The sequence below is a fragment of the Bacillus sp. FSL P2-0099 genome, from assembly GCF_038007445.1.
Lineage (GTDB): Bacteria > Bacillota > Bacilli > Bacillales > Bacillaceae_G > Bacillus_A > Bacillus_A mycoides.
The window spans coordinates 1,538,934-1,551,671 of sequence record NZ_JBBOXE010000001.1; the positions used below are offsets into that span (position 1 = coordinate 1,538,934).

A 12,738-nucleotide genomic window follows, 5' to 3' on the forward strand; every position below is an offset into this window, starting at 1 on the left:
ACTATGACAGTTGCTACATATGAAGTGGAAAAACAATTTTTAACATATGTCAAGAAGATAGAGAATTACGGAGAGGCATTAAGCTTAATGTTTTGGGATTTAAGAACAGGTGCACCAAAGCAAGGAGTAGACCAGCGTTCAGAAGTAATTGGAATGCTTTCATCCGAAGTGTTTGCGATGTCGACTTCAGATGAGATGGGGAACTATTTAACTGAACTAGAATCTTTAATTGTTGAAAATAAACTTTCTGAAACGACAAAGAAAATGGTTGAAGAGTGTCGTAAAGAATATGATAGAAATAAGAAAATTCCACAAGCGGAATATGAAGCGTATGTGAAATTAGAGGCGAAAGCGGAAAGTGTATGGGAAGAAGCTCGCGAAAAATCTGACTTCGAAATGTTCCGTCCGTATTTAGAAAAAATTGTTGAATTCAAAAAGAAGTTTATTACATATTGGGGTTACGAAACGTACAAATATAACACGCTATTAGACATGTATGAGCCGGGAATCACAGTAGAAGTGTTAGATCATGTATTTGGTCAACTACGTGAACGTATCGTTCCGCTTGTGAAAGAAATTTCTGAGTCTAAAAAAGAATTAAAAACAAATGCTTTAGCTGAACATTTTTCAAAAGAAAAACAAAAGAATTTTACTTTAGAGTTATTAAAACAATTGAACTATAACTTTGAAGCGGGTCGTCTTGATGAAACGGTACATCCTTTTGAAATTACATTAAATAGAGGGGATGTTCGTATTACGACTCGTTACGATGAAAAAGATTTCCGTATGGCAGTGTTTGGAACAATTCATGAATGTGGCCATGCTGTATATGAACAAAATATTGCGGAGGAATTTGAAGGTACACCGCTATGTAGTGGAACTTCTATGGGTATTCATGAGTCACAATCATTATTCTTTGAGAACTTTATCGGTCGTAATAAATCATTCTGGAAGAAAAATTATGATTTATTAAAAGAGTATAGCGATGGTCAATTCAATGATATATCAGTAGATGAGTTTTATGATGCGATTAACGAATCGAAGCCATCGTTTATTCGTATAGAAGCAGATGAGCTTACATATCCGCTTCACGTCATGGTTCGTTATGAACTTGAGAAAGAATTATTTGATGGCACATTACAAGTGAAGGATTTGCCAGCGGCTTGGAATGATAAGATGGAAGCATATTTAGGAATTCGTCCGGAAAACGATGCACAAGGTGTATTGCAAGATGTTCACTGGGCTGGTGGTTCATTTGGATACTTCCCATCTTATGCGCTTGGTTATATGTATGCAGCGCAATTTAAACATAGGATGCTAAAGGATATTCCAAACTTTGATGCATTATTAGAAGAAGGAAACGTGACACCAATTCGTGAATGGTTAACAGAGAATATTCACCAATATGGCAAAACGAAAAAACCACTTGAAATTTTAAAAGATGTGACAGGTGAAGGTTTAAATGCAAACTACTTAGCTGATTATTTAGAAGCTAAATATAAAGAGATTTATGAGTTATAAAACAGGAGCTGCTTAATTGCAGCTTTTTTTTATGAGGGAGTGAGAGAAATGGGTTATATGTTTACAGTAATGTCGCAAGCGGAAGCAGAAGAAGTTGCATATAACTGGCATTATGAAGGGGAGTATTCCTTTTATGATATAGAGGCAGATGAAGAAGATTTAGCTGAGTTTTTAGAGGATGAGAGTAGAGGGAATCATACATTTTCTGTGAAGGAAAATGGTACTCTCATTGGTTTCTTTAGTTTTAGTAACATAAATAATCAAACGGTTGATATAGGTCTCGGAATGAGACCTGATATAACTGGGAATGGATTTGGTCTACAGTTCATAAAAGCTGGACTAGCTTTTAGTAAAGAAAAATACGGATGCAATTATATAACGCTATCAGTAGCGACATTTAATGAAAGAGCGATTAACGTGTATAAAAGAGCAGGATTCGAAGCTGTTGGAACGTTTATACAGAAAACAAATGGTAGTTGTTTTGAGTTTTTGAAAATGAATTATATATGTAAAAATGTTTAAAAAACAGAGGAGAGCTTCTGTTTTTTTATTTTGATGTAGAAATAAATGATGTTTGTTTTTGTACTTGTTGTAATTAGAAGTTTTGAAATTTTGGAAGAGGATGTGTATGATTGAAGTTTAGTAGCAAATAGCAAGTTTAGTAAGGAGAGGTAGTATGATTACAATTAAAACGAAAAATGAAATAGATTTGATGCATGAATCTGGGAAGTTACTAGCTTCTTGTCATAGGGAAATTGCCAAAATGATGAAACCAGGAATAACGACACAAGAAATTGATACGTTTGTTGAAGCGTATTTAGAAAAGCATGGTGCAATATCTGAACAGAAAGGTTACAACGGGTATCCATATGCTATATGTGCATCTGTAAACGATGAAATGTGTCACGGTTTCCCTAGTGATGTACCTTTACAGGAAGGAGATATTGTGACAATTGACATGGTAGTAAACTTAAATGGTGCGCTCTCGGATTCTGCATGGACGTATATAGTTGGAGATATTTCTGATGAAGCAAAAAGGTTATTGTTAGTAGCTGAGAATGCTTTGTATAAAGGGATTGATCAGGCGGTAATCGGTAATCATGTAGGAGACATTGGCTATGCAATTGAAAGTTATGTAGCAAATGAAGGTTTTTCTGTCGCAAGAGACTTTACGGGACACGGGATCGGTAAAGAGATTCATGAAGAACCAGCGATTTTTCATTTTGGTAAACAAGGACAAGGGCCTAAGTTACAAGAAGGAATGGTAATTACAATTGAGCCCATAGTAAATGTAGGTATGCGATATTCTAAAGTAGATTTAAATGGGTGGACTGCAAGAACGATGGACGGTAAATTATCAGCTCAATATGAGCATACAATTGCGATTACAAAAGATGGTCCAATCATTTTAACGACGCTTAAATATGAAATGTAAGAGTTTGCAAAACTCGAACGAAAATAGTGTTTTCATAAAATTCGTACGTGTTTTTTCAATAAATACTTTCCAAAATTTAAAAAGTGCGCTATAATCCTTCTATAAAATAAATAGTTAGCTACACTCATATAATCGCGGGGATATGGCCTGCAAGTTTCTACCGAAGTACCGTAAATACTTTGACTATGAGTGAGGACGAATATATTTGCTTGTTTAGCATTCTTTTTTGCGAAACTCCAAAAGCGCGTCTCTCACTTGTAACGAGTGGTGGCGGCTTTTGGAGTTTTTTATTGCATAAGAGGGGGAACAAACATGAAAGTATTACAAGAAAAGATTTTGAACGAAGGAAAGGTTTTATCTGGTGACGTATTAAAGGTAGATGCATTTTTAAATCATCAAATTGACCCAGTACTTATGCAAGAGATCGGAAAAGAATTTGCTAAACGTTTTAAAGAAGAGAACATTACAAAAATCGTGACGATTGAATCTTCAGGCATTGCACCAGCAGTTATGGCTGCATTAGAGCTTGGTGTAAAAGTAATCTTTGCAAGAAAACGTAAATCGTTAACGTTACAAGATAATATGTACGTTGCAAACGTATACTCATTTACGAAACAAGAAACGAATGAAATTTCATTATCTCGAAATCATATCGATGAAAATGATCGCGTTTTAATTATCGATGACTTTTTAGCAAACGGTCAGGCTGCTTTAGGTTTAATGAGTTTAGTAGAGCAATCTGGAGCAAGTATTGCCGGAATTGGTATTGTTATTGAAAAAGCATTTCAAGATGGAGGAAAGAAGCTGCGTGAACAGGGTGTTCGTGTTGAATCACTAGCAGAAATTGCATCACTTGATAACGGCACAGTTACATTTGTACAGCAAGAAACTGCGGAGGTGAACTAACGATGAAGCAGCACCCATTTAAAATCGCATCGCTTGGTATTCAGCACATGCTTGCCATGTACGCTGGCGCAATTATTGTTCCTCTTATTGTCGGCGGGGGACTTGGTTTAAATCAACAAGAATTAACGTATTTAGTATCGATTGACTTATTAATGTGCGGCGTTGCGACAATTTTACAAGCATTATCAAATCGCTTTTTCGGTATTGGACTTCCAGTTGTACTTGGTTGTACATTTACAGCGGTTGGACCGATGATTGCAATTGGTAAACAATACGGCGTGTCCTCTATATATGGAGCAATTATTGCTGCGGGATTATTTGTTGTTATTTTCGCGAAACTATTTGGGAAGCTTGTAAAACTGTTTCCTCCTGTTGTAACAGGATCTGTCGTTACAGTTATTGGGGTTACACTTGTTCCAGCAGCTATTAATGATATGGCTGGAGGAGTTGGAAGTGAAGATTTCGGAAGTCTAGAAAATTTAGCGTTAGCATTTGGTGTTTTATTATTTATCATTATTATGTATCGTTTCTTTGATGGATTTATCCGTTCAATCTCTATATTACTAGGTCTATTGTTCGGTACAATCGTTGCAGCATTTATGGGGAAAGTAAGTTTGCAAGCGGTTGGAGAAGCGGATTGGTTCCACGGTATTCAGCCATTTTACTTCGGTACACCAACATTTGAATTAACGCCAATTATTACGATGATTTTAGTTGCTTGCGTAGGGATTGTAGAAGCAACAGGTGTATATTTCGCATTATCTGATATTTGCAATAAAAAGATCGGTGAAAAAGAATTAACAAAAGGCTATCGCGCAGAAGGATTAGCGATGGTTCTAGGTGGTATTTTTAACGCATTTCCATACACAACATATTCTCAAAACGTAGGACTTGTTCAATTAACTGGAGTAAGAAATCGCGTCATTATCTATACTTGTGGTGGTATGTTAATTGCTCTTGGGTTTATTCCTAAAATCGCAGCCATTACAACAATTATTCCGAAATCAGTACTTGGCGGTGCAATGCTAGCAATGTTCGGCATGGTAATGGCATATGGTATTAAAATGTTAAGCAGTGTTGATTTTGGAAAACAAGAAAATTTATTAATTGTTGCATGTTCTGTCGGAATCGGACTTGGAGTTACAGTTGTTCCAACGTTATTTTCACAGCTTCCGGAAAACATTCGTATTTTGACAGATAACGGAATTGTACTTGGAAGTGCATCAGCAGTACTTTTAAATATTGTATTTAATATGGTGCCGCAGCGTAAAGTGAAAGTAAAAGAAGAGCCAGTTCCGATGCAAAGTGCAGTAAGAGAAGCATAGAAAAGCAAGGTCTCATTATGAGACCTTGCTTTTCTTTTTAAGTGGCATCATTTTCCCGTACGTACCAAGACGCCAAATGTACTCAAGTGGCCCATATTGGTAACGTGAAAGCCACCAGTGGCTAATAAAGATTTGTAACGTATAAAAGCCGATGCAAAATAGTGGTCCCACCCATAATGGAGCGGGATAATAATTTTTGAAAAATAGGCCGAATACAAGTAACGTAACAATCGTATGCGTGATGTAATTTGTTAACGCCATTCGTCCGACATATTGGAACGGACGTAATAATGTTTGCCATCTTTCTTTTTGTAATAAACGCATGAGCGTGAAAATGTAGAATATGAATAATGTTTTTCCACTAAACATTGTAAAGGCCTGCAGATAAAATGGTTCATAAGATGGTTTTGATAAGAAGTAACGGACCATGAAGAACCACATTGGTAATGTCAAAATGAACATAATGATTTGCCATTTTTTAAGCTTTGGATCCAACTCTTTCGTGCGGCGGAAAATATCTTTTTTGCCGGCGTATAAACCAAGTAAAAATAGTCCAACTGTTTCTGGGAGCATGAATACATTTAGTCCAATTCCTTCAGAATAAAATGCATGGAAACGATTTTGTATTTGTGACACCCAGTCTTCAAGTGGCATGATCGGTAAGGAAAACCCTAACTCTGCCTTTGGTACTAAGGCAACCACTATACTAGCGATTAGCATGAAAAATTGAAAAATACTTAGTAAAACTAATGCCCAAATCAAAATAGTACGAGGTTCTCTCTTATAAAATAACAATAAGAAAAATCCAGCGATTGCATAACTATGTAAAATGTCCCCGTCCCATAAAAGAACGTAATGCAAGAACCCAAATAATAATAAAATGAGCAAGCGGCGAACAAATAAAGTTTTCGGATGATCTGTTTTCGCCTCAGCACGACTCATAAAGATATAAAAACCTAATCCGAATAAAAATGAAAAAATAGTATAAAACTTCGTTTGAATAAACATGTCATAAAATAAGCGAATATAGCTGTCTAATCCATCATAAACGCCGGAAATGTCTCGAGAATCAACACCAGCGATAACTGGCCAGTTAACAAGAAAAATACCTAGTACAGCTATTCCTCTAATAATATCGATGGAATGTATCCTCTCGCCTTGTGAAATATTTTGTGTCATTATTTTCCTCCTTGTTAAGTAATTCCCTTTTATCCCGCATTAACAAGCAGTAAGACTCCCACTTCAAAATTCAGTGAATACGAGGAAGTTAGGTGGGAGTCGGGCTGCTTGTAAAAGCCCGATTGGTTCAACTAATAATTAGTGGAGATGGGAAATATCCCCACTAATTACAGTTTCACTTTATTATACAAAATGTAAAGGGGAGGGTATATAGGTTATTTCCAATTTTTAAAACTGCTAAGATGTGTATTATGAGATATAATAAGAGTGCACAGCAAGTTTTAAACTTCTTTAAAACAGGCAGTAAAGCTCCTTTTCCCGAAGGAGCTTTCTTTTTTTAGAAATTTGTTGATAATGATTCTCTTTAATGATAAAATGTATTCAAAAGTGATAATCATTATCAAAAAAAGGTTGGTGTGTTAATATGGTGTATGCACTTGTTGCAGGAACGATTGCTATATATGTTGGTGTTACAAAGTATGTATTAAATGGAGTAGGAACAACAAAATGAATAATATTACATAAAATCCCTTTCATTTGTAAAAAGAATGAAAGGGATTTTTTATTTTTGATGTGAATATGCTGAAAATTTAGTATGATAATAAAGTGAAACTTTAATCAGCGGGGAGGTCTATCCCTCACTGATTACTAGCCCGCACGAAACGGGTTTTTACTGCCCACAAATAGCGGGATAAAGTATATACATCTTGGATAAAGGGGAACAAGGGGATGACAAACATAGTACAGACAAACGGTATGAAAAAACTTGTTTGTTTTTATGAAGAGTGGCAAAAAAACGGCGATGTAGAGAATAGTTTGAAGTTGTTTGAAGTGATTCAAAAATATAAACAAGAGCAGCTTATGCTAGCTTTTTGTGGTCATTTTTCTGCGGGGAAATCGACAATGATGAATCACCTATATAAAGCGCAATTATTACCGACAAGTCCGATTCCAACGAGTGCTAACGTTGTTAAAATTGAAAGAGGATCTGATCGTGTTGTTGTAACGATTAAGTCTGGAGAACAGTATGAATATGACGGCGCATATTCAGCAGAAGAATTAAAACAAATATGTAAAGACGGTGATGAAGTAATTGGTGTTCATATTTATCGAAATGATGCGCCAATTCCTGATGGGGTTATGTTAGTTGATACGCCCGGAATTGATTCTACGGATGATGCCCACCAATTAGCGACGGAATCAACACTGCATCTAGCAGATGTTATTTTCTATATGATGGATTATAACCATGTCCAATCAGAGGTTAACTTACAGTTTGTTAAAGAATTGAAACAACGTAATAAAACGGTTTATCTCGTTGTAAACCAAATAGATAAACATAAAGCAAATGAGTTATCGTTTGAAGAGTATAGAGATAGTGTAAAACAGTCTTTTTCTAACTGGGATATTGAAGTAGATGGTATTTTCTATACATCATTGCGAATGATGAATCATCCATACAATGAAATTCAAAGTTTAGAAGCATTAATCTTTTCTATCATGAAAGAAAAAGAGCAGTATGTAAGAAAGGGAATGGAGCGAGAAACAGAATATTTACTGCAAGAACATTGTTCGTTTATTCTTTCTGAAAATGAAAAACATCTCATGAAATATGAAGAAGAATTAACATCACCACTGTCACTTTCAGAGGTAGTTGAAAAAAAGGAAGAGTTAACTGAAAATAAAGATCGGGTGGCTAGTAAAGAATCTGATGTGAGAAATGAATTTATAAAAGGTTTACAAGCCATATTAGATAACGCGTATTTAATGCCATTTGAAATGAGAGAATTGGCAAATAAATATTTAGAAACGAAATTAACGAAGTTTAAAGTTGGTTTGTTATTTGCGAAAGGAAAGACGGAGCAAGAAAAACAGAGACGTGTAGATGCTTTTTATTCTGCTCTTCAAAAGACTGTTGAAACGCAACTTGATTTTCATGTGAAAGAATTTATTGTAGCCTTCTTAAAAGAAGAAGGGTTATTTACAGAGGAAATAGGGAAAGACATATATGCGTTAGAAATTGCTTTCGGACCGGAAGTGTTGGCTGAAACAATTAAACAGGGGGCTGGATTTACCGGTGATTACTTACTTCTTTATACTGCTGACGTTGCAAATGAGTTAAAGAAAAGATACTTTATGAAATCTCAGCAAATCTTTGGAAAAAGTACGGGTGTATTGCAGAAGAAAGTGAAGATAGAGATTGCTCGTATTGAAGAAGAAATTGAAAAATACACGATGTTACAAACAGCAAAAGAAACAAAATTACAGTACATTAAGACGTATGAGGAATATGAGAGCTATTTAGGAGATATTTGGAATGAAAATGTTTCTATACCAGATGGATTGCAAATAGACGAAATATTACAAAGTAAAAAACAAGTTGTTAGTGAGAAGTTTAAACTACAAGAGCAAGAAATTGTAAATGATAACGTAGCGGCTAGTGAAGAAGAGATTAAAGGAACGAAAGCTTTAAATATTCAGCGTATATTAGAAAAAGTGAAGAAAGCTGAAACGATATTAGATCCATTGCCTACACTGAAACATCTACAGCAAGAAGTAGTTGGAAAAAGACAGCGTGTAGAAACGAAGCAATTTACAGTAGCGTTATTTGGAGCTTTTAGTGCTGGGAAATCATCATTTGCTAACGCATTGCTCGGTGAAAAGGTACTTCCTGTATCGCCAAACCCAACGACAGCAACAATAAATCAAATTTTGCCAGTTACAGAAGATAAACCACATGGAACGGTAATTGTCCAGTTTAAGTCAGAGCAAGCGCTGTTAGAAGATATGAAAGCTGTTTATAAAATGTTTCACTATGAAATTGCTACATTGGAAGAAGCGTTAACGAAAATTGATCAAATTATGAAATACCCTTCACCAAGCGGGAAGCAAAAAACAACATTTAGCTTTTTGCGAGCGGTACAAAAAGGATATGAGGCAGTTGCTAATCATTTAGGGGAACAATTACAAGTTACGTTAGAGGAATTCTCTGATTATGTAGCTAATGAAGAAAAATCATGCTTTGTTGAGTATATGGAGCTTTATTATGATTGTGCTTTAACAAGGCAAGGAGTAGCTCTTGTAGATACACCAGGGGCGGATTCTATTAACGCGCGCCATACGGATGTTGCATTCCAGTATATTAAAAACGCAGATGCTATTTTATTCGTAACATACTATAATCATGTTTTCTCTCGTGCAGATCGTGAGTTTTTAATTCAGCTCGGTCGTGTAAAGGATACATTTGCACTTGATAAAATGTTCTTCTTAATAAATGCTGCCGATTTAGCGCAATCTGAAGAAGAACTTGAAATGGTAAAAGGTTATATTGCGGATCAGCTCCTGCAATACGGTATTAGAAATCCACGTTTATTTGCAATTTCAAGTTTATGTGCGCTTGAAGAAAAGCAAGGGAAAAGTATTGATAAAGAAAAGTATGGTATTTTACAAAACTCCGGGATTACTAAGTTTGAAGAATCATTTACGTCCTTTATGATGAGGGATTTAATGCTTGTATCTGTGCATGCTTTATATGGTGCATTACAAGGAGCGAATCAGCTTCTTGTAAATATGATAAATGGCGCAAAGCAGGGAAATGATGAGAAAGAGAAGCAAACAAAAAAATATGAAGCAGAGCGTAATCAGCTACTTCATATTATTTCATCATATAGTGTACTTGCTGAAGAGCAAGCAATGCAAAATGAAGTGAAAGAATTGCTTTATTATGTGCACCAACGTCTATTTTTACGCTATAACGATGTGTTTACTGAATTTATTAATCCGGCGTCGTTACGAACAGATGGGAATGTGAAAATGCAGTTGCAGCAATGTGTAATGGAATTAGTTTCATTTATTCAACATGATTTATTACAAGAAATGCGTGCGACATCATTACGTCTTGAAAAATGGATAGATGAAGCGATGAAGCGTGCAAAGGATGAAATTGTTGTGAATTGCAAAGTGGAAAATGAATCGATTTCTATGGGTGGAACAGTGGATTATGAATATAAAATTATTACACATAAAGAGCCGTTTCCTTCAATAGAAATAAAAGATTTTAAAAAGGCACTAGCACATTTTAAAAATGAGAAAAGCTTTTTTGAAAAAAATGATAAAGCTTTTATGCAAGAAGACGCTAAAGGAGTGTTAGAACCTTTCGTATCAAACTATGTAGTTGATGAAGAAGATTTATTCGTTCATCATTATAAGCAAGAGTGGGATGCAAAATGGAACCTATTCCAAAAGGTGATGCAGCAAGATGTTGAGAATTATTATGAAAGTATATTATTCGCTTTAGCTGAAACAATTGATGTATCACTATACGAACAAAGTAAAGAAGAGCTACAAAAGCAGTTAGTAGAAATTGAAAAAGAAATTTATATTAAATAGCTGTTATGAAAAAAAGATTCGTTCAATTTTCTTTTGTAGTACAGTATCTAAAGATTTTACAAACCCTGCAAACTCATCAGTAGAAATCATATGGGTAAGAACTAAGCGTCTGCCGTCTGGTGTTTCACCGCATAAGACGAATGAAGAAAACTCATACGTTTTGTTTTCTACTACTAATTTTGGATAGGAATATGTGTCGCTCTTCTTTTTCTTTCCATCAATAGAGATGACGTTGCATTTTTTCTCATTGTTGTCCATGGTGAATCCCTCCTTTCTATTATCTATGGTAGACAAGGGGGGTTTAGAACAATAGAGGAGGGGGAATTTTTATGTCTGTTGTCATAGAGCGTATTTCGAAAGAAGCTATACCGAAATCTTTATTATTTCTTGCTGATCCAAGTGAAAGCCAAATTGATGCATATGTACAGAGAGGGTATACGTATATAGCTAAACAAGAAGAAAGAATCATCGGTGTATATGTGCTTTTGGAAACAAGACCAAGGACAATGGAAATTATGAATATTGCGGTTGTAGAGCATTTGCAAGGAAAAGGGATTGGAAAGCAGCTATTAAGTCATGCCGTAGAAACTGCTAAAGGATATGGTATGTCAAAACTTGAAGTTGGTACAGGCAATTCTAGTGTTTCACAACTTGCTTTATATCAAAAATGTGGATTTCGTATTTTTTCTATTGATTTTGATTACTTTTCAAAGCATTATGAAGAAGAGATTATTGAAAATGGGATTGTATGTCGCGATATGATTCGGCTTGCAATGGAATTGAATAAGAACGTATAACTTATTTAGGGGGAAGAGAAGATGGGAGTACATAAAGCAATTACAGCACATTCTCGTAAACAAAATGAAAGTGTAAAAGCATGTTTACAATTAGATGCGCAGCGTGAAGCAGCTATTGAAGCAGCCGTATCTCTTGCGTCAAAGGGGAAAGAATTTTCGGTTGATATCATTAATGTTGTAACAAAGCAAATTAATGATCTTGCAAAAAATGGTGTTACACTGCAGCGTAAATTTGTTACAAAAGAAATGGTTATGGAGTATGTAAGTCGTTTGCAAGAGAAAGAAGGTCGTTAAAGATGATAGTTACAGTCGAATGGTTACGTGAGCATATAGAAGATGAGAATGTCCGTATAATCGATTGTCGTTTTGATTTAGCGAATCCTAATTGGGGTAGAGAAAAGTATGAGGAAGAACATATTCTTCATGCGTTATATTTTGATTTGAATTTAGATTTATCAAGTCCTGTAACAGAACATGGTGGTCGCCATCCATTGCCGAATATTGAGGAGTTTGCAGACAAGCTTTCACAAGCTGGTATTGGTGAACATACGACAGTAATTGCATATGACAGTCAAGCGGGTGCAAATGCTTCTCGTCTCTGGTGGTTATTAAACTATGTAGGACATGAGAAAGTATATATATTAGATGGCGGATTTCCAGCTTGGAAAGAGAATGGACTACACACAACGCCGAATATCCCAGTTATTGCACGAAAACCTTTTATACCGGAAATACAAGAAAATATGCTTGTAACGATGGAAGATGTGAGAGGGAAAATTCGTGCAGGTGCAAATATGACATTAATTGATTCTAGGGAACCAAAACGTTATGCTGGTGCGGAAGAGCTCGTTGATTCGAAGGCAGGGCATATTCCGACGGCAGTAAACTATTTTTGGAAAGATGGGATTTTAGAATCGGGACACTTTAAAAACGAAGAGGAACAGCAAGGGCGTTTCCAAAATCTTGATAAAGAGAAGGAAACAATCGTATATTGTGGTTCTGGTGTTACAGCGTGTCCGAACATAGTTGCATTAAAATTAGCTGGTTTTCAAAATGTTAAATTGTATACAGGTAGCTGGAGTGATTGGATTTCTTATCCAGAAAATCAAATTGCAAAAGAAGAAGATTAATCACTTGCATGCAAAAATAATTTGTATTAAAATAAGGTCACAAGCAAGAGATTGCT

Annotated in this window: 11 protein-coding genes and 1 riboswitch; of the genes, 9 read left to right on the plus strand and 2 right to left on the minus strand. The window is 35.5% G+C overall.

Annotated features, from left to right (window positions below; all coding sequences use genetic code 11):
• Window positions 1-3 precede the first annotated feature (3 nt).
• From ypwA to pbuX, 5 genes are all read left to right on the plus strand, one after another.
• Window positions 4-1,521 carry a carboxypeptidase gene (ypwA, locus tag MKY90_RS07965; protein WP_002030824.1) on the plus strand — a complete coding sequence of 506 codons (1,518 nt, stop codon included), beginning with the start codon at window positions 4-6 and terminating at the stop codon, window positions 1,519-1,521.
• A gap of 48 nt (window positions 1,522-1,569) precedes the next feature.
• Window positions 1,570-2,043 (plus strand): GNAT family N-acetyltransferase, encoded by a 474-nt coding sequence (locus MKY90_RS07970; RefSeq protein WP_078184207.1) that lies wholly within the window; start codon window positions 1,570-1,572, stop codon window positions 2,041-2,043.
• Between the two features lie 154 nt (window positions 2,044-2,197).
• Entirely contained in the window at window positions 2,198-2,956 is a 759-nt protein-coding gene (locus MKY90_RS07975) for a type I methionyl aminopeptidase (RefSeq protein ID WP_063217944.1), read from the plus strand.
• A 104-nt stretch (window positions 2,957-3,060) separates the two neighbouring features.
• A riboswitch (purine riboswitch) is annotated at window positions 3,061-3,162 on the plus strand.
• Between the two features lie 106 nt (window positions 3,163-3,268).
• Window positions 3,269-3,862, plus strand: coding sequence for a xanthine phosphoribosyltransferase (locus MKY90_RS07980; protein WP_063217943.1), 594 nt, complete (start codon window positions 3,269-3,271; stop codon window positions 3,860-3,862).
• A 2-nt stretch (window positions 3,863-3,864) separates the two neighbouring features.
• A complete protein-coding gene (gene pbuX / locus MKY90_RS07985; RefSeq protein ID WP_215598908.1) occupies window positions 3,865-5,187 on the plus strand; it encodes a xanthine permease PbuX in 1,323 nt (440 codons plus the stop codon).
• 15 nt (window positions 5,188-5,202) lie between these two features.
• On the opposite strand, the gene MKY90_RS07990 is transcribed toward pbuX, so the two are convergent.
• Window positions 5,203-6,366, minus strand: a complete 1,164-nt coding sequence (locus MKY90_RS07990) for a DUF418 domain-containing protein (RefSeq protein WP_341090976.1) — start codon at window positions 6,364-6,366, stop codon at window positions 5,203-5,205.
• A gap of 729 nt (window positions 6,367-7,095) precedes the next feature.
• On the opposite strand from MKY90_RS07990, the gene MKY90_RS07995 reads away from it, so the two are divergent.
• Window positions 7,096-10,755: a dynamin family protein gene (locus MKY90_RS07995; protein ID WP_341090977.1), complete on the plus strand. Its 3,660-nt coding sequence runs from the start codon at window positions 7,096-7,098 to the stop codon at window positions 10,753-10,755.
• A 3-nt stretch (window positions 10,756-10,758) separates the two neighbouring features.
• On the opposite strand, the gene MKY90_RS08000 is transcribed toward MKY90_RS07995, so the two are convergent.
• A complete protein-coding gene (locus MKY90_RS08000) occupies window positions 10,759-11,013 on the minus strand; it encodes a DUF3931 domain-containing protein (protein WP_000369740.1) in 255 nt (84 codons plus the stop codon).
• Between the two features lie 71 nt (window positions 11,014-11,084).
• Between MKY90_RS08000 and MKY90_RS08005 the strand changes: the two genes are divergently transcribed.
• Genes MKY90_RS08005 through MKY90_RS08015 form a run of 3 tightly spaced genes read left to right on the plus strand, consistent with a single transcriptional unit; the run spans window position 11,085 to window position 12,682 of the window.
• On the plus strand, window positions 11,085-11,552 hold the full coding sequence (locus tag MKY90_RS08005) for a GNAT family N-acetyltransferase (protein ID WP_341090979.1): 468 nt from the start codon (window positions 11,085-11,087) through the stop codon (window positions 11,550-11,552).
• Between the two features lie 21 nt (window positions 11,553-11,573).
• Window positions 11,574-11,846, plus strand: a complete 273-nt coding sequence (locus MKY90_RS08010) for a YpbS family protein (protein WP_341090981.1) — start codon at window positions 11,574-11,576, stop codon at window positions 11,844-11,846.
• A 2-nt stretch (window positions 11,847-11,848) separates the two neighbouring features.
• On the plus strand, window positions 11,849-12,682 hold the full coding sequence (locus tag MKY90_RS08015) for a sulfurtransferase (RefSeq protein ID WP_002168769.1): 834 nt from the start codon (window positions 11,849-11,851) through the stop codon (window positions 12,680-12,682).
• The last annotated feature ends 56 nt before the right edge of the window (window positions 12,683-12,738 follow it).

Bases quoted from the DNA above. Each gene is read 5' to 3' on its own strand.
- MKY90_RS08000 (WP_000369740.1), bottom strand. From the start codon at position 11,013: ATGGACAACAATGAGAAAAAATGCAACGTCATCTCTATTGATGGAAAG.
- ypwA (WP_002030824.1), top strand. From the start codon at position 4: ATGACAGTTGCTACATATGAAGTGGAAAAACAATTTTTAACATATGTC.
- MKY90_RS07990 (WP_341090976.1), bottom strand. From the start codon at position 6,366: ATGACACAAAATATTTCACAAGGCGAGAGGATACATTCCATCGATATT.
- MKY90_RS07975 (WP_063217944.1), top strand. From the start codon at position 2,198: ATGATTACAATTAAAACGAAAAATGAAATAGATTTGATGCATGAATCT.
- MKY90_RS08010 (WP_341090981.1), top strand. From the start codon at position 11,574: ATGGGAGTACATAAAGCAATTACAGCACATTCTCGTAAACAAAATGAA.
- MKY90_RS08005 (WP_341090979.1), top strand. From the start codon at position 11,085: ATGTCTGTTGTCATAGAGCGTATTTCGAAAGAAGCTATACCGAAATCT.
- MKY90_RS07980 (WP_063217943.1), top strand. From the start codon at position 3,269: ATGAAAGTATTACAAGAAAAGATTTTGAACGAAGGAAAGGTTTTATCT.
- MKY90_RS07995 (WP_341090977.1), top strand. From the start codon at position 7,096: ATGACAAACATAGTACAGACAAACGGTATGAAAAAACTTGTTTGTTTT.
- MKY90_RS07970 (WP_078184207.1), top strand. From the start codon at position 1,570: ATGGGTTATATGTTTACAGTAATGTCGCAAGCGGAAGCAGAAGAAGTT.
- MKY90_RS08015 (WP_002168769.1), top strand. From the start codon at position 11,849: ATGATAGTTACAGTCGAATGGTTACGTGAGCATATAGAAGATGAGAAT.
- pbuX (WP_215598908.1), top strand. From the start codon at position 3,865: ATGAAGCAGCACCCATTTAAAATCGCATCGCTTGGTATTCAGCACATG.